The 24,360-nt window shown below is 67.1% G+C and carries 27 protein-coding genes; 15 read left to right on the plus strand and 12 right to left on the minus strand.

Annotated elements, in window-relative coordinates; translation table 11 throughout:
* Positions 1-351 precede the first annotated feature (351 nt).
* On the minus strand, positions 352-2,478 hold the full coding sequence (gene katG / locus NO931_RS07940; protein ID WP_256391122.1) for a catalase/peroxidase HPI: 2,127 nt from the start codon (positions 2,476-2,478) through the stop codon (positions 352-354).
* A 179-nt stretch (positions 2,479-2,657) separates the two neighbouring features.
* On the opposite strand from katG, the gene hisD reads away from it, so the two are divergent.
* Entirely contained in the window at positions 2,658-3,932 is a 1,275-nt protein-coding gene (gene hisD / locus NO931_RS07945) for a histidinol dehydrogenase (RefSeq protein ID WP_256391123.1), read from the plus strand.
* A 15-nt stretch (positions 3,933-3,947) separates the two neighbouring features.
* Here the strand turns inward: hisD and NO931_RS07950 are convergent, their stop codons facing one another.
* The gene (locus tag NO931_RS07950) at positions 3,948-4,079 is read right to left on the minus strand and encodes a hypothetical protein (protein WP_256391124.1); all 132 of its coding nucleotides are present in this window, start codon (positions 4,077-4,079) and stop codon (positions 3,948-3,950) included.
* A 93-nt stretch (positions 4,080-4,172) separates the two neighbouring features.
* Between NO931_RS07950 and NO931_RS07955 the strand changes: the two genes are divergently transcribed.
* The gene (locus NO931_RS07955; RefSeq protein WP_256391125.1) at positions 4,173-4,541 is read left to right on the plus strand and encodes a HesB/IscA family protein; all 369 of its coding nucleotides are present in this window, start codon (positions 4,173-4,175) and stop codon (positions 4,539-4,541) included.
* Here NO931_RS07955 and NO931_RS07960 read toward each other — a convergent pair whose 3' ends face one another.
* From NO931_RS07960 to NO931_RS07975, 4 genes are all read right to left on the minus strand, one after another.
* Positions 4,542-4,742, minus strand: a complete 201-nt coding sequence (locus NO931_RS07960) for a dodecin (RefSeq protein WP_256391126.1) — start codon at positions 4,740-4,742, stop codon at positions 4,542-4,544. It abuts the gene before it with no gap.
* A 112-nt stretch (positions 4,743-4,854) separates the two neighbouring features.
* On the minus strand, positions 4,855-6,612 hold the full coding sequence (locus NO931_RS07965; protein WP_256391127.1) for an ABC transporter substrate-binding protein: 1,758 nt from the start codon (positions 6,610-6,612) through the stop codon (positions 4,855-4,857).
* A gap of 101 nt (positions 6,613-6,713) precedes the next feature.
* Entirely contained in the window at positions 6,714-7,031 is a 318-nt protein-coding gene (locus NO931_RS07970) for a DUF7116 family protein (protein WP_256391128.1), read from the minus strand.
* Between the two features lie 72 nt (positions 7,032-7,103).
* Positions 7,104-7,343: a DUF5816 domain-containing protein gene (locus NO931_RS07975; protein WP_256391129.1), complete on the minus strand. Its 240-nt coding sequence runs from the start codon at positions 7,341-7,343 to the stop codon at positions 7,104-7,106.
* Positions 7,344-7,494: 151 nt separating this feature from the next.
* On the opposite strand from NO931_RS07975, the gene NO931_RS07980 reads away from it, so the two are divergent.
* Complete coding sequence (locus tag NO931_RS07980) at positions 7,495-8,964, plus strand: bifunctional metallophosphatase/5'-nucleotidase (RefSeq protein ID WP_256391130.1); 1,470 nt, start codon at positions 7,495-7,497, stop codon at positions 8,962-8,964.
* A 46-nt stretch (positions 8,965-9,010) separates the two neighbouring features.
* Positions 9,011-9,415 carry a universal stress protein gene (locus NO931_RS07985; protein WP_256391131.1) on the plus strand — a complete coding sequence of 135 codons (405 nt, stop codon included), beginning with the start codon at positions 9,011-9,013 and terminating at the stop codon, positions 9,413-9,415.
* A gap of 40 nt (positions 9,416-9,455) precedes the next feature.
* Here the strand turns inward: NO931_RS07985 and NO931_RS07990 are convergent, their stop codons facing one another.
* A complete protein-coding gene (locus NO931_RS07990; protein WP_310737317.1) occupies positions 9,456-10,649 on the minus strand; it encodes a mechanosensitive ion channel domain-containing protein in 1,194 nt (397 codons plus the stop codon).
* Between the two features lie 122 nt (positions 10,650-10,771).
* Here NO931_RS07990 and NO931_RS07995 point away from each other — a divergent pair, with 122 nt between their 5' ends.
* Positions 10,772-11,284, plus strand: coding sequence for a DUF309 domain-containing protein (locus NO931_RS07995; protein WP_256391133.1), 513 nt, complete (start codon positions 10,772-10,774; stop codon positions 11,282-11,284).
* A gap of 497 nt (positions 11,285-11,781) precedes the next feature.
* Here the strand turns inward: NO931_RS07995 and NO931_RS08000 are convergent, their stop codons facing one another.
* The gene (locus NO931_RS08000) at positions 11,782-12,432 is read right to left on the minus strand and encodes a helix-turn-helix domain-containing protein (RefSeq protein ID WP_256391134.1); all 651 of its coding nucleotides are present in this window, start codon (positions 12,430-12,432) and stop codon (positions 11,782-11,784) included.
* A gap of 250 nt (positions 12,433-12,682) precedes the next feature.
* On the opposite strand from NO931_RS08000, the gene NO931_RS08005 reads away from it, so the two are divergent.
* From NO931_RS08005 to NO931_RS08025, 5 genes are all read left to right on the plus strand, one after another.
* Positions 12,683-13,060 (plus strand): ArsR/SmtB family transcription factor, encoded by a 378-nt coding sequence (locus tag NO931_RS08005; RefSeq protein WP_256391135.1) that lies wholly within the window; start codon positions 12,683-12,685, stop codon positions 13,058-13,060.
* Positions 13,057-13,350: a DUF7521 family protein gene (locus tag NO931_RS08010; RefSeq protein WP_256391136.1), complete on the plus strand. Its 294-nt coding sequence runs from the start codon at positions 13,057-13,059 to the stop codon at positions 13,348-13,350. Before NO931_RS08005 ends, NO931_RS08010 begins: the two co-directional genes overlap by 4 nt.
* 194 nt (positions 13,351-13,544) lie before the next feature.
* Positions 13,545-14,015 (plus strand): plastocyanin/azurin family copper-binding protein, encoded by a 471-nt coding sequence (locus NO931_RS08015; protein ID WP_256391137.1) that lies wholly within the window; start codon positions 13,545-13,547, stop codon positions 14,013-14,015.
* 72 nt (positions 14,016-14,087) lie between these two features.
* Positions 14,088-14,594 (plus strand): YciE/YciF ferroxidase family protein, encoded by a 507-nt coding sequence (locus NO931_RS08020; protein ID WP_256391138.1) that lies wholly within the window; start codon positions 14,088-14,090, stop codon positions 14,592-14,594.
* Positions 14,595-14,670: 76 nt separating this feature from the next.
* A complete protein-coding gene (locus tag NO931_RS08025) occupies positions 14,671-15,330 on the plus strand; it encodes a 2,5-diamino-6-(ribosylamino)-4(3H)-pyrimidinone 5'-phosphate reductase (protein WP_256391139.1) in 660 nt (219 codons plus the stop codon).
* Positions 15,331-15,366: 36 nt separating this feature from the next.
* On the opposite strand, the gene NO931_RS08030 is transcribed toward NO931_RS08025, so the two are convergent.
* Together NO931_RS08030 and NO931_RS08035 are read right to left on the minus strand one after the other, a co-directional pair.
* A complete protein-coding gene (locus NO931_RS08030) occupies positions 15,367-15,657 on the minus strand; it encodes a DUF7545 family protein (protein ID WP_256391140.1) in 291 nt (96 codons plus the stop codon).
* A gap of 62 nt (positions 15,658-15,719) precedes the next feature.
* Entirely contained in the window at positions 15,720-17,066 is a 1,347-nt protein-coding gene (locus tag NO931_RS08035) for an FAD-dependent oxidoreductase (RefSeq protein ID WP_256391141.1), read from the minus strand.
* 213 nt (positions 17,067-17,279) lie between these two features.
* On the opposite strand from NO931_RS08035, the gene NO931_RS08040 reads away from it, so the two are divergent.
* From NO931_RS08040 to NO931_RS08060, 5 genes are all read left to right on the plus strand, one after another.
* On the plus strand, positions 17,280-17,564 hold the full coding sequence (locus NO931_RS08040; RefSeq protein ID WP_256391142.1) for a DUF357 domain-containing protein: 285 nt from the start codon (positions 17,280-17,282) through the stop codon (positions 17,562-17,564).
* Between the two features lie 68 nt (positions 17,565-17,632).
* The gene (locus NO931_RS08045) at positions 17,633-19,087 is read left to right on the plus strand and encodes a DHH family phosphoesterase (RefSeq protein WP_256391143.1); all 1,455 of its coding nucleotides are present in this window, start codon (positions 17,633-17,635) and stop codon (positions 19,085-19,087) included.
* Positions 19,088-19,266: 179 nt separating this feature from the next.
* Positions 19,267-21,072: a sensor histidine kinase gene (locus tag NO931_RS08050; protein WP_256391144.1), complete on the plus strand. Its 1,806-nt coding sequence runs from the start codon at positions 19,267-19,269 to the stop codon at positions 21,070-21,072.
* A gap of 66 nt (positions 21,073-21,138) precedes the next feature.
* Entirely contained in the window at positions 21,139-21,387 is a 249-nt protein-coding gene (locus NO931_RS08055) for a hypothetical protein (RefSeq protein ID WP_256391145.1), read from the plus strand.
* 66 nt (positions 21,388-21,453) lie between these two features.
* Positions 21,454-21,969, plus strand: coding sequence for a hypothetical protein (locus tag NO931_RS08060; protein ID WP_256391146.1), 516 nt, complete (start codon positions 21,454-21,456; stop codon positions 21,967-21,969).
* Between the two features lie 175 nt (positions 21,970-22,144).
* Here NO931_RS08060 and NO931_RS08065 read toward each other — a convergent pair whose 3' ends face one another.
* Together NO931_RS08065 and NO931_RS08070 are read right to left on the minus strand one after the other, a co-directional pair.
* Positions 22,145-23,215, minus strand: coding sequence for a methionine synthase (locus NO931_RS08065; protein WP_256391147.1), 1,071 nt, complete (start codon positions 23,213-23,215; stop codon positions 22,145-22,147).
* Positions 23,212-24,210, minus strand: coding sequence for a 5-methyltetrahydropteroyltriglutamate--homocysteine methyltransferase (locus tag NO931_RS08070; protein ID WP_256391148.1), 999 nt, complete (start codon positions 24,208-24,210; stop codon positions 23,212-23,214). The genes NO931_RS08065 and NO931_RS08070 overlap by 4 nt, the downstream gene beginning before the upstream one ends.
* Between the last annotated feature and the right edge of the window lie 150 nt (positions 24,211-24,360).

Here is a 24,360-nt window from a genome sequence, read left to right on the forward strand (position 1 = left end):
GTCCGACTGCGTACCTTTAGTCCCCGCCCGAGCACGTCCGCCAGGACGCGATGACAGCGCGGAGAACCCGGGTGCGCGACACGCAGTTGCTGAACCGGTCGAGATTGTTCGACCCGCCCGACGGTGTGAACCGCCGGGTCGTCCGGTTGAGCGACGCTCAACCCGCCCGGCACGAGGGTTTCCCGGTTGACAGGGCCTGCCGCCCACGGATGATACCGGTCGTTAGTGTTCCGGGCGACACTCATCCTTCGAGAGCGACGGCTGTACCTCGTGGCAACGCTGTTCGCAGCAACTGTAGCTGTACGACCCCTCAAACTGCAACGAAAGATGACGCAGAGAGTCGCGGCGCCGTTATTCGAGATCGAAGCGGTCGTGACTCATGACCTTGTGCCAGGCGTCCACGAAGTCTTCGACGAACTTCTCCTCCTCGCTCGCGTAGACGTCGGCCAGCGTTCGAAGGCGGGAGTTCGAGCCGAAGATGAGGTCAGCACGGCTCGCTTCCCACTCGACGTCGCCCGTCTCGCGGTCGCGGAGCTCGTAGCGCTCCTCCGAGCCGTCGGCCTGCTCCCACTCGTAGTCCATCGAGAGCAGGTTCGCGAAGAAGTCGTTCGTCAGCGTCCCCGGCTCGTCCGTGAAGACGCCAAGGTCGGAGTCCTGGTAGTTCGCGTCCAGCGCGCGGAGCCCGCCGACCAGCACCGTCATCTCGGACGGCGTCAGGTCGAGCAGGTCGGCGTGGTCGACCAGTAGCTCCTCGACGGGGCCGTCGTACTCGCCGCCGAAGTAGTTACGGAACGCGTCGACCTCCGGTTTGAGCGCCTCGAAGGACTCGACGTCGGTCTGGTCCTGCGTGGCGTCCGTCCGGCCCGGATCGAAGGGGACCTCGACGTCGTGGCCGGCGTCGGCCGCCGCCGATTCGACGGCAGCGTTGCCGCCCAGCACGATGAGATCGGCGAGCGAGACGCGAACGTCGTCGGATCGCGAGTCGTTGAACTCGGCCTGAATCTCCTCGTAAGTCGACAGCACCGTCTCCAGCTGCGCCGGCTCGTTGACCTCCCAGCTCCGCTGGGGCTCGAGTCGGATGCGGGCGCCGTTGGCGCCGCCGCGCTTGTCGCTGTCGCGGTACGTCGACGCCGACGCCCAGGCGGTCTTGACCAGCTGGGAGACCGTCAGCTCCGAGTCGAGGATTTCCTCCTCGAGCTCGTCGACCTCCTCCTCGCCGATCAGGTCGTAGTCGGCGTCGGGGAGCGGGTCCTGCCAGATGAACGTCTCGTCGGGGGCGTCCGACCCGAGGAACCGCTCCTCGGGGCCCATGTCACGGTGGATGAGCTTGAACCACGCGCTCGCGAAGGCCTGGAGGAACTCGGGCGGATTCTGGCGGAAGTTCTCGATGGTCTCCCGGAACTCCGGATCCCGCTTGAGGGCGAGGTCCGTCGTCATCATCATCGGAGCGTGCTTCTCCGAGGGGTCGTGGGCGTCCGGCACGGTGTCTTTCGCTTCCTCGTCGACCGGCTCCCACTGGTTCGCACCGACGGGACTCTCCGTCAGCTCCCACTCGTAGTCGAGCAGGTTGTCGAGGTAGGAGGTGTCCCACATGGTCGGCCACTGGTTCCAGGCCCCCTCGATGCCGCTGGTCGTCGTTTCCGAGCCCTTGCCGGAGTCGGGCCACCCGAGACCCTGCTCCTCGATGGGCGCGGCTTCGGGCTCGGGCCCCATGCCGTCGCTCTCGGCGCCGTGGGACTTGCCGAACGTGTGTCCGCCGGCGATGAGGGCGGCCGTTTCCTCGTCGTTCATCGCCATGCGCCCGAACGCCTGGCGGATGCGCTTTGCCGACTTGAGCGGGTCGGGATCGCCGTCCGGCCCCTCGGGGTCGACGTAGATGAGCCCCATCACGGTGGCGCCGAGCGGCTCGTCGAGCTCGTCGTCCTCGTCGAAGCGCTCGTCCTGGGGCGCTTCCCACTCGCTTTCGGGCCCCCAGTAGACGGCCTCGTCGGGCTCGTACTCGTCCTCGCGTCCGCCGGCCCAGCCGAGCGTCTGCATGCCCATCGATTCCAGGGCGGTGTTCCCTGCCAGGACGATCAGGTCGGCCCACGAGAGCTTGCGGCCGTACTTCTGCTTGATCGGCTCCAGTAGCCGGCGTGCCTTGTCGAGATTCCCGTTGTCGGGCCAGCTGTTGAGCGGCGCGAGACGCTGCGTCCCGCCGGACGCCCCGCCGCGGCCGTCGACGGTGCGGTAGGTGCCGGCGCTGTGCCACGCCATCCGGATGAACAGCGGACCGTAGTGGCCGTAGTCGGCCGGCCACCAGTCCTGGGACGACGTCATCAGGTCCTTGAGATCGGCTTTCACCTCCTCGAGATCGAGCTTCTGGAACTCCTCGGCATAATCGAAGTCGTCCTCGTACGGCCCCACGTTGGCGGCGTTCTGGTCGAGTACCTCCAGGTTCAACTGGTTCGGCCACCAGTCTCGGTTGCTTCGTGACATCGTTAGTATTGGCTCGGACACGACTTTCCGCTACTACCAAAAAAAGCTGTGGAATCGCGAATGACGGTTCCCGGTAACGGTAGATTATTGTGCGCTGACCGCGGACAACGTTCCCGATCGTTCGGGGCTCGTCTCGGTGATCCAGAAACGGTTTGTTCGCGCCGTTCTCACCTACGGGTATGAACGAGAGTGCAGTCGCCGACCTCGGTCCGGACGACCGGTCCGCGCTGTTCGATCGCGACGCCGGCGTCGCCGCGGTGCGCGAGGACGTTCGCGAGATCGTCGATCGGGTCCGCGAGGAGGGCGACGTCGCCGTCAGGGAGTTCTGCGAGGAGTTCGACGACGTCACCGTCGGGAGTTTGGAGATCACCGACGAGGCCGAGCGGGCCTACGACGAGATCGACGCCGACCTCCGCGACGCCGTCGACGCGGCAGTCGAGAACGTCCGCGAGTTCCACGAGGCGCAGGTGCCCGAGGACTGGCGCGAGTCGTTCGACGGTCGCGAACTCGGCCGTCGGTTCCGGCCGATCGAGCGCGTCGGCGTCTACGCGCCCGGCGGCACCGCCGCCTACCCCTCCAGCGCGATCATGGGCGTCGTCCCGGCGAAGGTCGCCGGCGTCGAGCAGGTCGCCGTCGCGACGCCGCCGGCCGAGACGATCAATCCTGCGACGCTGGCGGCCATCCACGCGGCCGGCGCCGACACCGTCTACAGCGTCGGCGGCGCCCAGGCCGTCGGCGCGCTGGCCTACGGCACCGAGTCGGTCAACCGCGTCCAGAAGATCGTCGGGCCGGGCAACCGCTGGGTGACCGCCGCCAAGGCCGAGGTGCGCGGCGACGTCGAGATCGACTTTCTCGCCGGGCCGAGCGAGATCCTCGTCGTCGCCGACGACACCGCCGATCCCGAGTACGTCGCCGCCGACCTGGTCGCGCAGGCCGAGCACGACGAGAACGCCTCGGTCGTCGCCGTCACCGACGACGAGGCGCTGGCCGACGAGATCGCCGACGCCGTCGACCGGCAGGCCGACGGTCGCGAGCGCGAGGACGTGATCCGCGCCGCGCTCGACTCCGACGCCAGCGGCGTCTTCCACGCCCGCTCGATGAGCGAGGCGATCTCGTTCGCGGAGGCGTACGCGCCCGAACACCTCTCGATCGTCGCCGAGGACGACGAATCGATCCTCGACCGGATCGAGAGCGCGGGCAGCGCGTTCCTCGGCACCTACACCCCGGTCGCCGCGGGCGACTACGCCAGCGGCACCAACCACGTCCTGCCGACCGGCGGCGGCGCGAAGCTCACCGGCGGGCTCTCGGTCGACACGTTCGTCCGGTCGACGACCGTCCAGCGCCTCGACCGGGACGCTCTGGAGAGTCTCGGCGACACGGTCACGACGCTGGCCGACGCCGAAGGGCTGGAAGCCCACGCCGAGAGCGTCCGACGGCGTCTCGGCGACGAGTAAGCGACGAGAATACGCTTACTCGGGAAGCACGTCTTCCTGCGAGAACTCGACGCAGCACTCCTCGCAGCGGTACCGGTCCAGCGCGACTTTTCGCACCGACCGCGTCCGACCGCACTCCGGGCAGGCGATGTCGATCAGCACGCTCATACGTGGTCCGGTACGGCGTCGACCCGCTTGATTTCACCGGCCGGCGCTCCCGGCGGCGTCACTGTTATCTACGTGACCGCACTACACGTACCCATGAGTACTGACGCCGCGTCCGGCGGGGAGACCCAGCCGTCGATCGAGGTCACCGAGGCGGCCGCCGAGCGCGCGCTGGGGCTGCTCGAACAGGAGGAGATGGACACCGACGAGGCCGGCCTCCGGCTGTTCGTCCAGCAAGGCGGCTGCGCCGGGCTGTCTTACGGCATGCGCTTCGACGACGCGCCCGACGAAGACGACACGATCTACGAACACCACGACCTGCGCGTGTTCGTCGATCCCGCCAGCATGAACTACGTCGAGGGCAGCGTCGTCGACTTCGAGAGCGGCCTGCAGGCCGAGGGGTTCCACGTCGAGAACCCCAACGTCGTCAGCGAGTGCGGCTGCGGCGAGTCGTTCCGGACGTAGCTACTCCTCTAACTGGAACGCGACCACGACTTCGGCCTGGTACTCTCGGTTTTCGGCCGACGCGATCTCGACGCCGAGTTCCTCTACTTCTGCCCAGTGGATGTTGTCGAGCGTCGACTCGGCCCGATCGAGCGCGTTGTCGGCAGCGTCCTCGAAGCTCTCGGTACTCGTCCCGATCAGCGTGATCTTTTTGAAAACCATGACAGTTACCGCTACTTCGCGGACGAACTTAATGGTACGCCGACACACGACCGATTCGGTTGGCGAGCGCGTCGATGCATCCACGACACCGATTCGTCGGCGCCGTGCCCGGTCAGTCTCGGGTAACGAGATGCCCGTCGTTGCTGTAGCGGAATCCGGCCTCGCGGAACACGTCTCTCGCTCGTTTCTGGTCGGCCTCGCCCGCCTCGCCGGGGAACGGTCCGAGGTTGCTCTGTTCGTCCCACGCGAACTCGTCGGCGAGGTACTCCGTTCGCAAGAGCGGCGAGTCCGACGGCGTGGCGTGGCCGTACATGATCTCGTCGACGGAGTACTGCCGGTCGATCAGTCGAGCGACGGCGGCACGGAACTGGTAGTTGGTCATCGGATGCCGGCGGGTGTTGAATCCGAGCATGTAGAACTCGCCCCTGTCGCCGGACAGCAGTTCGACGCTGTCCGCGCTTTCGGCTGCAGAGGCGTGCTTGGGCAGGATCGGTGACGAACTGATGTCGATGCTGTCGTCCGCGACTTCGATGACGAGCAGGCGGGAGTGTTCGACGATGTCGAACAGGAGCTCGTCGAACGCGCCGCCGTCCGCGAACTGATCGTAGCGCTCGTCGAGTTCGCGCCCGTCGAACAGGAAGTGGTCCTCGTTCTTCGAGAGCAACAGCCGGTTCCCGACGTTCGCGTTTTCGAACCGATAGGGGCCGGACCCGATCGCCTGCCTGTTGTTCCAGACGAGCGCTCTGGTCATGTACTGTCTGACCAGGCTCGTTCGTTCGATCCAGACGTGTCTCGGCAACAGCGGCACCGTCAGCGACCGGAGCGCGACGTCCCGGGTGGCGTCACCGAACGTCAGTTCGAGGGTGTAGTTCGACGGCGTCGACGTCGAGGTGACGATGCTCGACTCGCTGCGGAACCGCGGCGCCGGAACGGGCGTCGACTCGTTGCCCATCGCGGTGTCCTGCAGGAACTGGTAGGTGAACGCCGCGTCGGTGGCGTCGAGCCGCTCGCCGTCGTGCCACTCGAGGTCGTCCCGTAGCGTCACGCGGACCGTCGTTTCCGGGGCGTCGTCGACCCAGTCGACGGTCTCGGCGAGCCACGGCAGGTACTCGCCGTCGACCAGCCTGACCAGGGGTTCGTACAGGAGGCCGAGCATTTCCGTTCGGCTGTGGTGAGCGACCGACAGCGGATTGCGGTTGCGCGTGATCGCCGACCCGAGATGGCCGACACGGAGTCGGTCGATGTCGGGGTTCGTCGCGCCCAGTCGGAGATAGTCGAGGGGGCCAAGTAGGCCGCTTTGGGTCCGTTCGAGATTCAACGCGGCGCTGCCGACCGAGATATGGTCGGGGTACGCCAGGACCGCAAAGGGCTGGCGCTCGAAGAGCTGTTCCTGCAGCTCGGTCACGGTCCCCATCCGATCGGTGCCGGTCTGGGTGTTCTGGGCCGTGAGCAGTTCGTCCACGCCGGGTTCGTTGAATCCGAAGGGGTTCTGCCAACCGGCCTCCTCGCTAAAGCTGGTGTGGAGCAGTCCCCGAAGCTCGTCGGGATCGCTGACGCCCGGGTGGCGGGCGATAAACAGGTCGAACTCCTGTTCCATCAGCGCGCCGCGCAGAACCGACCCCTCGCTCTGGGGTTCGTAGCTGGCGTTGATCCCGGCCGCTTCGAGATTCGTCTCGAGTTGGCGGGCCATCTGTGTGGCCGCGGTGTCGACGTTGGCGGGAACCGTCGCGATAGTGAGGGAGACGTCGTCGGGGCTGGACCAGGCGAAACGGGAGAGAGCGTCGGTACAGCCTGCAGTCGAACCGAGTGCAGTCGCTCCGAGCGCGGCGAGCAGCTCCCGTCGACGGGGTCCGGAGCTGGGAGAGCGCATGTACCCCCTCTTGTTTTCGCGTCGCCTTACAAGTTACCGAATAGGTTGTGTGACAAAGTAGCACGTATCAGTCGGCGTCGATCCGGCGTCGTTCGGGACAGTTACGCGCTGGCTTCCGGGCCCGGGGGTGCGCGAACCACCTCGTAGTCGTCGTTCGCGACGGAGATGATCGCCCAGTCGTAGTCCGGATCCGTGCGCACCAGCCGACGCCTGATCTCGCGGGCTTCGGATCGGCGAGTCACGAAGCATCGAAGACAGCCCGACTCGGGCGGGTCGTCGGGTTCGGCCATCGTCGTCACCCGCACCGCCTTCCAGCCGCGTTCGGCGGTGAACTCGGCGCCGTCTCCCGAGACGGTGTACCCCAGACGGGTGAAAATCGATCGGGCTTCGTCGTCCAGTTGGGTGTTAACAGTACCCATTCGATTCTCCCTATGCCAGCCGCCCTAATAAAGCTACGCACCGGCGGAAAAAACTGCTAGCGGGCGCCACCCTCACTCGTGGGCGGCGTCCCACTCGGTCGGCTTCCGCAGGTTGTCACAGCGATTGCACTGGATCCGACCCATCGCGTCCATCGCGTTGTCGACCGTCTCGCACTCGCCGCAGAACCAGCCGTAGCGGCGCTCGCGGTCGGGCGTCACGTAGGCGACGTAGAATGGCGCCTTCGAGCCGCGGTCGCCCTCGTCGGTCGCCACGTAGACGGTCTCTCCGTCGGGCGTCGTGTGCGTCTCCATGCGGAGCCGTAACGACCCCGGGAGGATAGGTGATTCGACAGCGGCCCGACGCCGCGGCCGTGCGATGCCGTCGAGGCGTTCGTGGACGCGGTCCCGGTCGAAGCCGGTTAGGTCTAGGATATATTACCCCCGCTGTTCTCACTAGCGGTGTATGGCCCTCCGGATCCTCCACTACTCCGACGTCGAGAACGCCTACGACGCGCCCGAGCGGATCGGGCGCCTCGCGGGCGTGATCGACGAGCGCCGCGACGCGGAGACGCTGCTGGCCGGCGCCGGCGACAACACCGCCCCGGGCGTGCTGTCGCTCGTGAGCGACGGTCGTCAGGCGCTGGACTTCTTCGACGCGGTCGATCCCGACGTCGACACGTTCGGGAACCACGACTTCGACCACGGCTACGACGCGCTGCGATCGGTCGTCGACGACTCGCCCCAGACGTGGGTCGCGGCGAACGTCGAACTCGACGGGCGGCGATTCGCCGCCGACGCGGGCGCCGAGCCGTGGACGATCGTCGAGCGCGGCTCCCACGATATCGGCGTCGTCGGCGTCACGACGCCGACCACACCCTCGATCACGCCGACGGCGTCGGACCTCACCGTGACGGATCCGGTCCCCGCCGTCGCGGACGCCGCCGCCGCCCTGCGCGACCGGGCCGTCGACTACGTCGTCGCACTCGCGCACATGGCCGACGACGAGCGGATCGCCGCCGAGTGCGATGTCGACGCTGTGCTGGGCGGGCACACTCACACCGAGCGCACCGCCAGAGTGGGCGGCGCCGTCCTGACGCGCCCGGCCGCGAACGGCGAGTCGCTCTACGAGATCGAGTTCGGCGGCGGCGAGCCGACGGTAACCCGCCACGCCGTCGCCGAGGCGCCGATCGACGACGAGGTCGCCGCGGCGCTGCGCGAGCGAAAGGTCGCCGCGGACTTAGAGACCACCGTCGACGCGGTCGAGCGGCCGGTCGAGCGCACCCACGAGACGGCGTTCCGCGGGGAGAGCCGGATCGGCAACTTCGTCGCCGACGCCTACCGATGGGCCAGCGCCGCCGACGTCGGGCTCCAGAACAGCGGCGGCATCCGAGCGGGCGAGCCCCTCGAAGGTGACGTGACCGTGGCGGACCTGATCAGCGTCGTGCCCTTCGAGGAGCCGATCGTCGTCGCGGAGGTGACGGGCGCGGAGCTGCGGTCGATCTGCCGGCAGGCCAGCGGGTCGACGGTCGAACTGGGCGAGCCCGAGTGGTGGCACGCCCACGTCAGCGGCGCCGAGATCGTCTGGGACGGCGCCGACGCCGCGCTGGAGGGGGTTCGCGTGGACGGCGAGTCCGTCGATCCCGACGCGACCTACACGGTCGCGACCTCCGAGTACCTGCTCGGGACCGACCACGAGTTCCCCGCGCTGGAACCGCACCACCGCGTCGACACGCTGGACATCCAGTACGACGTGCTCGTCGAGTACGCCCGCGAGCGCGGCGTCGACCCGGAGATCGAGGGACGAATCCGCCGGCTCGGCCTCGATTCGGGTCCGCGGGAGGCGTCGATCGACGCCGACGCTGCACCGGCTTCGGACGGCGGTGCGGCGGAGACGCCGGGGTCGGGAACGCCCAGCCTGGCCGACGACGAGTGACCGCGAGAGCGAACACTTACGCCCGGCCCGCCGCTCGATCCCAACAATGAGTCACGTCGTCGTCCCGGTTCGGTATCCGCTGACGACCCACTCGAAGAACACGCTAGCGAAGGCGATCGAGATCGCCCGCGAGCGGGACGCCCAGCTCACCGTCCTCCACGTCGACCTGTACCACGACAGCAACCACGTCACGCGCTCGGAGCTCAAGCGATCGGTCGAATCGGCGTTCGACGTGCCACGGAAGACGCGCTACGCGGTCAGAAAGGCGTTTCTCGTCGAGGAGACGATCCTGGAGGAGGTCGCCTCCGAGGACGCCGACGTCGTCGTCATCGGCCACAAGCAGGCCGGTCGCTGGCGCCGGATGATCCGCAAGCTCGTCGACGATCCGGACGTGGAGAGCTATCTACGCGAGCGTGTCGACTGCGAACTAGTCACGGTCAGCGCGAACTGAGCGCGACCGTGCGGGCGAGTTTCCCGAAAATCGTCTGTGGTTACTCGGTGTCGGCGTCGTCGGGTTGGGGTTCGGTGTCGGCGTCGTCGGGTTGGGGTTCGGTGTCGGCGTCGTCGGGTTGGGGTTCGGTGTCGGCGTCGTCGGGTTGGGGTTCGGTGTCGGCGTCGTCGGGGCGGGGTTCGGGGTCGGCGTCGACCTGCGCGGCGGCGTCTTCGGCATCACCGTGCGCGGCCGCGTGCCCACCGCGATCGGCCGCCCGGTGCTGTTCCGGCGGCGCTTCCGGCTGTGCCGAACGCCTGTGCGTTACCGCCACGTCAGCCTGCCCGCTCGTGTCGTCGAACATCAGGTGAGTGTGGGGGTAAGCGATCTCGACGTCGGCGTCCTCCAGTTGCCCCCAGAGGTGCTCCTGGATGCGCGAACGCGCGACCAGCAGCTTGTACGGTTCCTGCAGCCAGTAGCGTAACGTCAGCAACACGCCGTGGTCGGCGTACTCGTCGATGTAGCAGGTCGGCGCGGCGTCGTAGCGCGCGCTGCCGACCCGGATTCCCGGTCCCCCAGTAATGACGTTGTCGACCTGTCGCGCCGACCGTTCGATGAGCTTCCGGGCTTCCGCGAGGTCGCTCTCGTAGGTCACGAGGATCGACAGCGACTGGCGGGTTCGCTCGTCCTCGGCGGAGTAGTTCACCACGTCGCGCTCGCGGATCGTCGAGTTCGGGACGACGATGAACGTGTTGTCCAGCGTGAACATCTTGGTGTACCGCAGCGTGATGTCCTCGACGAACCCTTTCTGGCCACCGTTGTTGTCGGTGAGTTCGATCATGTCGCCGATCTCGAACGGCTGGTCGGCGAGCACGAACAGACCGCTGATCACCGACGCCACGATCGGCGCGAGGATGACGGCCACGACCGCCGAGAACACCGTCACCGACAGCAGGATGTTGCCCGGCTGGAAGCCCATTATCTGGACGGCGATCGCGAGCGACAGCAGCAGGACGCTCGCGCGGATCCCCCGCAGCACCGTCTGGGTGATGCTGGGGCGCGCGAACTGTCGGGCGATCATCCGCCCGGCCGACCGGACGACCAGCTTCGAGACGTACCAGCCGACGATCAACACCAGGATCGCCTCGACGTACTGCCAGACGACGCTCGGGACCGGCCGAGCGACGGCGTCGACCACAGGCGCGACCCGCGGGGGCAGTTGCACTGGACCGATCGTCCCGGGGCCAATAGTCATACCACGTTCATCTCGCCCGGTTCCGAATAAGGGTTGTGACCGGACGACGGCGTCGGACGCGGCCGACCGCGACGTGCCCTCGCGTCGGTGGAGTTACACGGCTCGCCGCCCTGTACGACCGTATGGACGAGCACACCCGCGACCCGACCGTCGAACCGCCGGCGGGAAACCCGACCGGGTGGCGACCCGAGGGCGCGGGCGACGGCGTCGACGCGATCGGGGGATCGGGCGCGTGGGAGCACGCCACGCTGCGGCGCGCCGTGGTCCACGGCGTCCGCCTCTACAACGCCGGCGAGTTCCACGAATCCCACGACTGCTTCGAGGACGAGTGGTACAACTACGGGAGCGGCACCACGGAAAGCGCGTTCGCCCACGGGATGGTTCAGGTCGCCGCGGGCGCGTACAAGCACTTCGACTTCGAGAACGACGACGGGATGCGCTCGCTGTTTCGGACCGCGCTCCAGTACCTGCAGGGCGTCCCGAACGACTACTACGGCGTCGATCTGTTGGACGTCCGGACGACGCTGACGAACGCGCTGAACGATCCCACAGTGCTGGACGGCTGGAAGATTCGGATGGACGGCGCGACGCCGACGGCCGACCGCACCGATTTCGAGTACGCGGAACGGCTTTGAAACGTCCGGGCAGAGACGCACGTGCCGCGTCGTCCCGCCCGACGCCGAGACGTTCCCCCGACGCCGAGACGTTCCCCCGACGCCGACCGCATCGTTGGCACGACGGGGTCGTCGTTTCGAGGGGCGAGCAACCCCCGAGCAACTTGGGGCAGAGACTATCCGTCGCTCTCTGGTCATCGAGCGTTTGACTCGAAGGGACTATCATTCACGATGACGAACAGGTTCGACGATGCAGTCCGCCCTCTTCAACTGGAACCTCGAGCGACTAACGAGAATCGGTGGTAGCGCCGTCGCCGTTTTTCTGGCACTTCGTCTCACCGATGGTTTTGGGATGGGGGTCGCGGTCGCGGTCGTACTGGCGATGGTCCTTGATATTCCATGGTGGCTGTACAGACGCTCTGCCGAACGAGGCGAATGATACGCATCGGTGAGTATCAAAGCGTTCGATGCGGGTTCGGGGAGCCACCCGGATAAAGAAGCGTACAACCGGCTACCTGTCAGGGTTCGACGCCGCCTTCCAGCATCGCGTCGTAGAGCTTCGACTGAGCGGCCGCGAGGTGTTCCGTGAACGTTGAGCGCGCGATACCCAGGTCCTCGGCGACCTCGCTGGCGTTGGCTCCTTTGGGGTACTCGAAGTACCCGAGTTCGTGAGCGCGTTTGAGCACTCGCCGCTGTCGGTCGGTCAGCGCAGAGCGGTCCACGACGACCGCGTCGGTCTCGTCTCCGCCGTCGTCGCCGCGCGACAGCGTCCGGAGGTGGACGCCGTCGAACGCGTCGTCGAGTGCGGCGACGACGGCCCGGACCTCCGCGACGTCCGCGGCGCGGAATGAGATTTTCAGCCCGCCGTCCGCGGCGCTGATGTCGGCCAGCGGCGGCCCGGTATGCTCGACGAGATCGCAGGCACAGAGCTCGTCGCGCTCGCGCTCGAAGCGGTACACCGTCCGGTCGCCCTCGCTCGCGACCGGCGTCGCGTCGACCGACAGTTCGGCGTCGCCGTCGACGGCGAACTCCTCGGCGACGACGCCGTCGCGGCCTCCGGTCGCGCGGTCGATGCGGTCGATCCGAGCGTCGGCGTCGACCGATGCGGTGGCGACCGGGCAGTCGCCGGGCGATTCGATCTCGATCCGTGCGCGCACACCGCCGTTCATGCTCTACCCTGCGTTCTGGGGGCGTAAAAACCGGACAGCGAATTTTCACGCGACGGGAATCGTCGGCCCCTCGCGGTAGCGAACATGTTCGGCGGGCGTCCTACCGACGGCAGGCCCGTAGCCGGCGACATGGTCTTCGAACCAGTCGTCGCGTCGGACTCTCGCCGGGCCGTCCGCGGCGACCGACGCCGTCGCCGCCGCGTCGCAACAACAGACCATTTATATGGCCCAACCGACCATGGACGATAGGATGGTACGGGATCCGTTTTCCGACGAGGACGTCCCCGATGCAGACGAGCTCCTCGGGGCGCTGGAAGATCCCGACTGCCGGACGATCATCCGGCAACTTGAGGAACCCATGACCGCGAGCGAACTGTCCGACGAATGTGAGATTCCGCTGTCGACCATCTACCGGAAGCTCGACACCATGTCGGACGCGACGCTGCTCGACGAGCTGACGGAGGTGCGCGGCGACGGGCACCACACGACGCGCTACGAGATCGCGTTCGACGAGGTGCGACTCGTCCTCGAAGACGATCGCAGCCTCGAAGTCGACGTCAGCCGCCCGGCGCGCACGGCCGACGAGCGGCTCGCGGACATGTGGTCGGAGGTGAGCAAAGAACTATGACACACGGCACTGCGGGACCGGCGGTAACGACGGCGATGGCGGTCGTCAAGACACTGATACTGATCACTGGCGGGGTCATTACGTACTTCGCGTTCAGGGCGTACCGTCGCACCGACAGCAGATCGCTCGGAGCGCTGGCGCTTGGCTTCGGCCTGATAACCATGGGAACGTTCCTCGCCGGCGTGGTCGCCGACGTGATCGGGATGTCGCTCGCTGTGGGCGTCCTCACCGAGAGCGTGCTCGTACTGGCCGGCTTTCTCGTGATCGCGTACTCGCTGTACACGCGGTAAACGCCGGCGCGCATCGCGTCCGACCCCGGCGATTCTACTTAAGCGGGCCAGCCGTATCGGCCGGTTCGTCCGTCCGTGTAGCCGTTACCCTTCACATTGCAGTCGTTTAAGTGCGAACTGCGAGCCGATTCCTACGACGTGAGAATTGGCTTTCCCCGTTAACAGTGTCCGGCGGCTACGCTCAGATGGAGACAATGACAGATCGAACGGACGGGGTTTCCCGACGGCGGTTCGTCAGTATCGCAGCGGCGTCGGCCGCGGTGCCCGCGCTGGCAGGCTGTACGAGCAGCGGCGACGATGCCGAGCCCGCCGATGGAAATAACGACGACGGCGGGAACAACAACGGTAGCAGCGACAGCAGCGACGGTAGCGGTGACGGCGGAGGCGGTGGCTCCACCGTCATCGTCGGCCCGGGCGGCGACTTCACGTTCGATCCCGAGGAGCTGACGGTTTCGACGGGAACCACCGTCACGTTCGAGTGGGACTCGAACTTCCACAACGTCGTCCCGACGTCCCAGCCGAGCGACGCGGACTGGTCCGGCGAGACCGATACCTTCGATTCGGGCCACACCTACGAGTACACCTTCGAGGTCGCGGGCACCTACGAGTACGTCTGCGAGCCCCACGAGGGCTCGGGGATGACCGGCACGATCATCGTCGAATAGGATCCGACGCCGCCGGACTTTCGTGCGGTTCTTTCTCCGAACTATTACTTTGCGGGCGGCGTAGCCTATGCCATGACCGACATCGATACGCTCGAAGACCTCTTCGAGCACGAACTCGCCGCGCTGTACTACGTCGAGACCGAGCTGATCGACGTGCTCGACGAACTGGCCCTGGAGTCGCGGAACGATGAGATCAAGGAGGCGTTCGCCGACCACCGCGAGGAGACCCGCGAGCACGCCACCCGGCTCGAAGACGCGTTCCGCGCGATCGGCGCGTCCAGCCACAGCGAGCGCAGCGCGACGCTGGACGGCCTCGCCGCGGACCGCCAGCGGGTCGTCGAGGCGACCGACGACCCCGACCTGGTCGACTCCCACTCGGTCGCGATCGGCCGCCGGATAGAGGCCGTCGAGATCGAACAGTACGAGTCGCTGCTCCGGATGGCCGACGAACTCGACTACGACGAGGACGTCACCGAACCGCTCGAAGAGACGCTGGACGAGGAGGAGGACGCCAAACAAAAACTGAGCGCGATCGGCGAGGAATCGCGATTCGGCAAGCTGCTGGCGAAGCTTCGCTGAGTCGTCGACCCGACCGACCTCGCGCAGGGTCGCGCGTCCCGAAGCTGTTTTCGTCGCCGAGCGAGAGCGTCCGGACGTGCACGTCGTCGTCAACGCAGCGACCAGCGTCGACGGAAAGCTCTCGTCGCGACGCCGCAAGCAGATCGCGATCAGCGGGCCCGAGGACTTCGACCGAGTCGACCGGCTGCGGGCCGACAGCGACGCGGTGATGGTCGGCGTCGGGACGGTGCTGGCCGACGATCCGAGCCTGACGCTCGACGAGTCGGAGCGACGCGAGCGCCGGGTCGATCAGGGGGAACCGGCGAACCCGGCCCGCGTCGTCGCCGACTCCCGCGCGCGGACGCCGACCGACGCCCGGATCCTCGACGACGCGGCGACGACGTACGTCCTCGTGGCCGACGCCGCGCCCGACGAGCGCGTCGACGCGCTTCGCGCGAGCGGCGCCGAGATCGTTCGCGCCGGCGCGGACCGCGTCGCGCTCCCGGCGGCGTTCGAGAAACTGGAATCCGCCGGAGTCGAGCGGCTGATGGTCGAGGGCGGCGGCGAACTCATCTTCTCGCTGTTCGATGCCGGGCTCGTCGACGAGCTGTCGGCGTTCGTCGGTCCGACGCTCATCGGCGGTCGCGACGCGCCGACGCTGGCCGACGGTGAGGGGTTCGTCGACGAGTTTCCGGAGCTGACGCTGGAGGGCGTCGAACGGCTCGACGACGGCGTCGTGCTCACCTGGAGCGCGTGACCGTCGTCGGAAGAATCGGCTTCGGATCGGCGGCGATCAGTGGTCGTGGCCGGTCATCTCGCCGAACGTCTGGCCGAACCGCTCCTCGAAGCGGTCCAGCGTCTCCTCCTCGATCTCCTTGATCTCGGGACCGGCCTCGCCCTGCCCGTGGTGGACGGCGCCGTGGATGCGCTGAGCGCAGCTGATCAGCGCGAGGTCGCCGACGATCTGAGCTGGCGACTCGCCGTCCTCCTCGGCCAGCAGCTCCAGCATGTCGGTCGGGATGGACAGCTCGTCGCTCGATCCGTCGTCGGCCTCGATCGTGAACGTCGTTTCGTCGGATGCCATACCGACGCTTCGGCGTCGCGGCGTAAAAGAGGGGTGTTCTTCTGCCGCGGCGTCCTCGCCGATCAGTCGTCGGACTCGGCCAGCGCGGCGTCCTCGGTCGACGCCTCGGCGTCGCCGGCTTCGGTTCGCTCTTCGAGGTACTCGTCGGCGTCGATCGCGGCCTTGCAACCCATGCCAGCCGCGGTGACCGCCTGCTGGTAGTGGTAGTCGACGACGTCGCCCGCGCCGAAGATGCCGGGCACGTCGGTGGCGGTCTGGCCGCCGCCGAAGCCGCCCTTGGTCTTCAGGTAGCCGTCCTCGTCCATCTCCACGCCGGTCCCTTCGAGGTAGCCGGTGTTGGGCGTGTGGCCGATGGCGTAGAACACGGCGCCGACGTCCATCTCGAACTCGTCGACCTCCTCGGCGTACTCGGGATCGTCGAGCTTGTCGGTCGGGTGGCCCTCGGGGTGTTCGACCAGCGATACCTCCTCGACGCCGGCTTCCTCGCTGCCGTGGAGCTCGGTGACCTCGGTGTTGCGCAGGATCTCGATGTCGTCGTCTTCGACCTGCTCTTGCACGCGGTCGACCCAGTAGTCCTCGGCGCGGAACTCCTCGCGGCGGTGGACCAGATAGACCGTGTCGGCGAACTTCGTCAGGAAGCTCGCTTCCTCCATCGCGGCGTCGCCGCCACCGACGACGATCATGTCCTCGTCGCGGAAGAAGGCGCCGTCGCAGGTCGCACACGTCGAGAGGCCGTAGCCCATCAGCTCGTCCTCGCCGGGGACGCCGAGCGTCCGGGCGCTCGCGCCGCTGGCGGCGATCACGGCGTCGGCCGTGTACACGTCACCGTTTTTCAGCTCGACGCGGAACGGCCGCGAGGAGTCGTCGACCGACTCGATGACGCCGTTTTTCAGGTCGGCGCCGAACTTCCGAGCCTGCTCTTTCATGTTGTTGACCAGCTCGGGGCCGCTGATCCCCTCGGGGAAGCCGGGGTAGTTCGCCACGTCGGTCGTCAGGGTGAGCTGGCCGCCGGGCTCGTCGCCCTCGATGACCAGCGGGTCGTTGTTCGACCGGCCGGCGTAGATCGCGGCAGTGAGCCCGGAGATCCCGGTTCCGGCGACGACGAGCGTGCGGTGCTCGACGATTTCGTCGTTATCATCCTCGGTAAGTCCGAGTTTCTCGTCGAGCTCGCCGGTCTCGTCGAGCGCGCTCGTGTCGTCCCAGCCGCCGATCAGCTCGTCGTCGACGAACACCTCGGGTGCGGTCTTGCGGCCGTCGGCTCGCTCGACCATCTCCTCGAACAGCTCGTCGTCGCCCGTCACGTTGTACTCCTCGTAGTCGACGCCCTTGGCGTCGAACAGGTCCTTGGCCTTCTCGCAGTACGAGCAGTTTTCCTTCGTATAGATCTCCACCCGTGGCTCGTCGCTCATGCCAGGACGTTGCTACGCTGGGGGTATTTAGCTTGCGTTGTTGTGCGATCGGACCGCATTTTGGGTACTGACTCGTACGTGCCAGAACCTACGGTAACGGTGCCCAGGGGACGAAACAGTGCTCGACGAAACAGCGCAAACAGCGGCGGCGCTCTGGCGCCCGGCGACCCGACAGCCGAAGCGCTTTCCCCGGCGACCGCCCACCACACTCGCATGGCAGCCGACATCGACGAGAAGACCGACCGCTACGAGGGCCTGCTCGCCGAGGCGCTCGACGCCGCCGAGATCGCACCGGCCGAGGGGACGCCGCTGCACGACGCCGCTTTGGAGTGTCGCGAGATGGCGGCGTCGTACCTCGAAGACGGCCGACATTTCCGCGAGAACGACGATCTCGTGAACGCGCTGGCGTCGTTTTCCTACGGCCACGCGTGGCTCGACGCCGGCGCCCGGATCGGTCTGTTCGACGTGCCGACCGAGGGTCACCTGTTCACCGTTTGAAACTGCTGTCGGCGGGCGCTCACTTCTTCGGGATTGTTAAGTAGTGGCCCCCGCAAGGTGTCGGTCACATGAGTGCAGGGGTCACGATCTCCTCGACGTCGGACTACGCCATCTTGGGTTGCGGCAGCGTCGGCCACGTCGTCGCCGAGGAGTTGGTCGAGCAGGGTAAGGACGTGCTCATCATCGACCGCGACGAGGGGCGCGTCGAGGCGCTGCGCGACCAGGACCTGAACGCCCGGACCGCCGACATCCGCGACGAGTCGATCGTCGACGAGATCGCCGACCGGGAGGTCGTGTTGATCATGTCCTCGGACGTCGAGGCGAACAAGGCGGCGGTCGAGCAGATCCGCGAGGACGGCGACGATCAGTTCATCGTCGTCCGCGCGAGCGACCCCGTCTCGGGCGACGAACTCAGCGAACTCGGCGCCGACGTCGTGATCAACCCCTCGTCGGTGATCGCCGACTTCGCGCTGCGATCGCTGGAGTCGGGCGAACTCGAACACAAGGCCCGCCAGCTCTCCGACGTGATCGAGGAGACGCGCGACCGGATGGCGATCCTCACCCACGACAACCCCGACCCCGACTCGATCGCGAGCGCGACCGCCCTGCAAGCTGTCGCCGCCCACCTCGATATCGAGGCCGACATCTTCTACATGGGCGACATCGGCCACCAGGAGAACCGCGCGTTCGCGAACCTGCTGGGGATCGAACTCAACGACTGGGACGAGGTCGAAGAGGTCGACCAGTACGACACGATCGCGCTGGTCGACCACGCCAAGTCCGCGGAGTTCCAGGTCGATCTGGACATCGACGTGCTGATCGACCACTACGAGCCCGACGTCGACTACGACGCCGCGTTCGTCGACGTGCGCCCGAACATGTCCTCGACGTCGACGATCATGACGAAGTACATTCAGGAGTTCGACATGAACGTCGGCGAGGAGGTCGCCACCGCCCTCCTGTACGGGATCCGGGCCGAGACGCTCGATTTCAAGCGCGACACCAATCCGGCGGATCTGACCGCCGCGGCGTACCTCTACCCGTTCGCAAACCACGACACCCTCGAACAGGTCGAGTCGCCGTCGATGTCGCCCGAGACGCTGGACGTGCTCGCCGAGGCGATCACGAGCCGCGAAGTTCAGGGAAGCCACCTCGTCTCGAACGCCGGGTTCATCCGCGACCGGGATGCGCTGACCCAGGCCGCACAGCACCTCCTGAACCTGGTGGGGATCACCACGACGGGCGTGTTCGGCATCGCCGACGACACGATCTACCTCGCAGCGCGCTCGAAGGACATCCGGATGAACATCGGCAAGGTGCTACAGGACGCCTACGGCGAGATCGGCGAAGCCGCGGGCCACTCGACGCAGGCCAGCGCGGAGATTCCGCTGGGCATCTTCACCGGCATCGAGACCAACGAGGAGAACCGCGACACTCTCCTTGCGCTGACCGAGGAAGCTGTCAAGAGCAAACTGTTCGACGCGATGGGTGTCGAGAGCGGCGACGGCTCGAACGGCGGATAACGCTCTTTTCTGGACATCGGCCCGGCCGTCGATCGGACCGGGGCCGTCCGACTGCTCGCCCTCGCAGGGGATCGCGACGCTCCGTAGCGGCATCGATCCGGCGATTTCCCCAGAAACGTTATATGACTCATCGATAGAAAGCTACGAACGGTCGATCGATCGCCGCCGGAGAGCGCCCCATGACACTCACGAACATCTACACGCTGACGCTGCTCCCCGTCGCCGGGGTCTGTCTGCTCGTCGCGGGCTACGCCTGGCGGAGCCGTCCGAACCCCGGAGCGATCCCGTTCGGCGTCTTCAACCTCGGTGCCGCGGTGTGGGCGCTGGCCACGGCGTTCGCCGCCGCGAGCGAGAGCGCGACGTGGTCGTACGCCTGGGTGTACGCCCAGTACTTCGGCATCGTCCTCGTGCCGACCGGGTGGTTCGCGTTCGCGCTCGACTACACGGGGCGGGACCGGTGGCTCACCCGGCGGTCGGTCGCGGCGCTGTCGATCGAACCGCTCGCGGCGCTGGCGCTCGTCTGGACGACCCACCGCAACGGACTGTTCTACGCGGACCACGAGCTGGTCACGGTCGGCGAGGTCACGACGGTGTTTCTGACGCCGGGGGTCGGCTTCTGGCTCCACGTCGCGTACTCCTACGCGCTGGTGGTCCTCGGAACGGCGATACTGGTCCACCTGATGCTGACGGTGCCCGAGCGCTACCGCCCGCGGACCGTCGCCGTGTTGGCCTCTATCGCAGCGCCGGTCGTCGTGAATCTCGCGTTTCTCGGCGGGTCGCTCCCGATCCCCGTCGATCCGACGCCGTACGCCTACGCCTTTTCGGGCGCGGTCGGCGTGTGGGCGCTCTTCGAGAAGGACCTGTTCGAGGTGCCCCCGGTCGCGCCGACGGTCGCCCACGGCGTCGCGTTCGAGCAGGTCTCAGACGGCGTGGTGATCATCGACGCCGGCGGTCGCGTCGTCGACTACAACGAGGCCGCCGGATCGCTGCTGGACGACGGCGTCGACCCACGGGGCGACCCGTTCGCCCAGTTGTTTCCCGCGCTGGCGGGCGATCTCGAACCGCTCGACGGCCCGCCCGAGACCATCGACGAAGTCGTGTTTCGGGTCGGCGGTCACGAGCGATACTTCGAGATCACGTCCCGGCCGATCGAGCGCGGCCGTCGCCACCAGCTGGGCCGGCTGATCACGTTCCACGACGTCACCGACCGGCTGCTCCGGGAGCAGCGCCTCGACGTGCTCCACCGCGTGCTGCGCCACAACGTCCGCCAGGAGACCAACAAAATCCTCGGCCACGCCGACTTCCTCGAAGATACCGTCGAGGACGACGACTCGCTCGATCACGCCGACGCTATCGAGTCGGCCGCCCGCGATCTGGTCGACTGGAGCAACCAGGCTCGATCGATCGAGCGGACGCTGGCGCCGGCCGACAGCAGCGACGCGCCCGTCGACGTCGTCCGGGCGCTCGACGCGGTGCTCGACGACCTGCGCGACACCTACCCCGAGGCCGAGATCGACGCCGACCTGCCCGAGCGCGCGGTGGTCAGCGCCCACGTCTCGCTGGAGGAAGCGCTGTTCGAGGTCGTCGAGAACGCGCTGGAACACAACGACGCGGCGACGCCGCGCGTCGAGATCACCCTCGAACGCGACGGCGAGTGGATCGAGCTGGCGGTCGTCGACAACGGCCCCGGACTCCCGGACCCCGAGCGAGTCGTCCTCGAACGCGGCCGCGAGACGGCGCTGGAACACGGCAGCGGGCTCGGCCTCTGGCTGGTCAGCTGGACCGTTCGGGCCTCGCGGGGCTCGCTCGACATCGGCGTCGACGACGGGACGACGATCACGATCCGGCTCCCGCGGGCGATCGACGCGGACGACGCGGCGTCCGACGGAATCGACGACGCGGAGCCGATAGAGAATCCCGAGCCGGACGCCGACGTGATCGGCGACGTGGACGATCCGTTCGCCGACGGATCGAGTCCGAGCTAGCGCCGGCGCACGGCGACACAGAAAGCACTTGTAGTACTCCGGAAGTCGTTTGGCAGCGACCGCACAGTGCCCCGCTCACGCAGACACACGTTAACTGCCCTCGGCGGCGTGCTCGCTGGTGGCTCCGTACTCGGCCGCGCACTCGACGCCGCTCCGGCGACTAGCAACTCCTCCGCACCGATCGCCAGTCGACTCGATTCGTACGCCGTCGAGGTCTCGATCTTCACCGTCGACCGCCTGTGGCGCGCGCCGCCCGGTCGCGACGCCGGGCCGCGCTATCGCGCGCGACTCGCGAACGCCGCGCTGGGCGAATAGACCGAGGGCAGCCGACACGAATTTATTTCGGCCCACAAACCACAATCGCAACACAGAGCGTCCGCTATGTCGTTCCCGACTATCGAAGCCGACGACGCGTTCCCCGACTGCGACGTTAGCACGTCCGCGTCCGTCGCGTCGCAGATGTCGCCCGAGTCTCCCGCGGTGGTCGAACTGTGCGTCCGAAACGAGGCGTCCTCGTCGCGACGGTTTACATTCGGCACGCCGCCGCCGTTCCACGGCATGAAAAACGAATCCGGACCGGCAGAGCTGTTCATTATCCCGCCCGAGTACGAGGAAAACCACGCGCCGAAAGAGCACTTGCTGATCCCCGACTCGCCCGAAGCGGACGGGTGCTGGCGGGCCCACACGCGATTTGTCGGCTACGACACGACGCGCGGCGTGACGATCGACCCCGGCGAAGCGTTTTGCACCGAGTACGTCCCGCTGATGCAACCGCGCGAGCAACGGTGCTTCCCAGCGGGAACTTACGGGTTCGAATCGCGCGTTCGCTGGAGAGAAGACGGCGAGTGGTTCGGCCCCTACGACTGGGAACTCGAACTGACCGTCGAGGAATCTTGAGTTGGGCCTCGACCTACGTTTCGCGGGCTGTGGGACCGCGCGTCAGTCGTCGGCGCTAATCAGCGCCGAGATCGCGGCTTCGCGATGAGACGCTCAGCCGGTTCGCTCGCGGGTCGTTCCTCCCCGCTCGCGTTTTCGCGGTTCTCGCTCGTTTGCACTCGCTCCGAACCGCGCGTCAGTCGTCCGCGCTGGCCGGCGCCGCCTCGACGTCGATCTCGCCGGCGTCGAGTTCGGCCTCGACCTCGCGTGCGGCCTTGACCATGTTCTCCATCTTGCCGTAGGCGACGTCGCGGGGCAGCAGCTTGACGCCGCAGTCGGGCGAGACGACGAGTTGCTCCGGCGGCACGACTTCCAGACCCTTCTTGATGTTCTCCTTGATCTGCTCGACGGACTCGGCCTCGGCGACGTGGACGTCGGTGACGCCCAGCGCGAGGTCGGCCGTGAACTCGGGGTCCTTGAACACGTCGAGCTGCTCGTAGTCGCCGTTGGCGAGTTCGAGGTCGAACTCGTCGACGGGGAACTCCAGAATCTCGGGGTAGATCCGGAAGTAGTCGCCGTAGCAAACGTGCAGGCCGATCCGGACCTCCTCAGGGATGTCGTCGACGATGCGTTCGAGGGCGTCGCCGACGATCTGGTGGTCGTCGGGCGTCGTCGCGAGCGCGGGCTCGTCGATCTGGATGTAGCGACAGCCGGCGTCGACGAGCTTCTCGATCTCCTCGTTGACGAGGTCGGCCAGATCGTTCGCGAGCGGGGCGTCGTCCTCGTAGGCCTCGTTGAAACACCACGACGCGAGCGTGTAGGGGCCGGTGATCGGCACCTTCACGGGCTTGTCGGCCACGTCGGCGGTGAACTCGTACTCGTCGACCAGCCAGGACTCGTCGTACTCGACGTCGGTGACGACGCTGGGCTTGTCGAACGTGTTGTGACCCCAGACCTTGACGGGGCCGTTGAACTCGTAGCCCTCGATCCGGTCGGCGAAGAACTCGACCATCTCGTTGCGGCGCATCTCGCCGTCGACGATCACGTCCAGTCCGGAGCGCTCGTGCTCCTCGGTGATCAGGCGGGCGGCGTCGTCCTGCGCCTCCTGCCAGTCGTCTTCGTCGACGGGACCGTCGTCCTGTTCGTACAGGTCCTGCATCCGGTTGAGCCACTTCGGCTTCGGGTAGGAGCCGACGACGGTCGTCATGATGAAGTGGTCGTTCGGGTGATCGGCGGGCTTGAACTGGTCCTTGTTCTCGTTAGTCATGCTTTCACCTCCGCGATGTCGGCCGCTTCGCCGAGCGCCTCGAGCTTGGCCTCGGACTTGTTGACCGGCAGGTAGAACAGCTCGGTGTTCGAGGTCAGGTAGGCGCGCTCGAAGTCGGCGCCGGGCGTCTGGTCGTCGATCCACTCCACGCGTTCGCGGATCGTCTCGGGCGTCTCGACGAGCGTGTTCTGCCCGTCGACCAGCCCGAGCGCGACGTCGTCGGTCGCGCCGTACTCGTTGATGTTGTAGATGTTCTGCTCCTTGTTGGCGACGAAGTCGAAACCGACGGCGTCGATGTCGGCGTCGAGCAGGTGGGCGTACACCTTCTCCTCCAGGGCGCCCCAGTACGGCTGGACGACGACGTCGGCGTCGATCGCGGACGCCACGGCGTCGATGGCTTCCGACGCTCGCTCGTCCTCGCCGTCCTCCGGCGCGTTCTCGACGAGCGAGGGTTCGAGCAGCGTGAGCGTCTCGACGTCAGGGAAGGCGTCGACCTCGCCCGCCAGAAAGTCGCCGATCGCCGCGAGGAACTCGGCGTCGTCGCCGTAGTGCTCGTCGGTCGCGAGGTCGGCCAGCGAGTACGGGCCGGGCAGGACGGCCTGGAGCGACTCGTCGGTCAGCTCGGCGGTCGCCTCAAGTTCGGCGGCGACGTCGCCGTCGAAGTCGAGCTCGCCTTGCACCGCGGGGTCGCGGTAGAAGTTGTTGTTGTCGTAGTAGCGGACGATCCCGCGCGTCTCGACGCTGTCGTGGACCGCAAGCGGGTGAGCCAGCATGTCGTCCCAGCGCAGCTGCCCCTCGACGATCCGGTCGAGGCCGGCCGACTCCTGGACGCCGACGACCTCCTCTCGGGCGCGCTCGTACGCGTCGACGATCTCCTCGCCCTCGTCGCCGCTGATCAGGTCGTGCTTCTGCCGACCCTTGAGGTCGGCGAGTTCCTCCTTCGCCCAGTCCGGCAACGGATAGAGGCCGGGGGACGTCGCTACGAGTTCTGTCATCACCACTGGCTACGAAATGACGGGCTTTAATATTTCCTATTCGGATTAATGCTCTGTAGTAATCTCGCGGCATCGACCGTCCCCGAATCGGCCCGGCACGCCGTGGCTCGGATATCATGGACCCGTTTTATCTTGCGCTGGCGAGAACCC

This window comes from Natronoarchaeum rubrum (assembly GCF_024494695.1).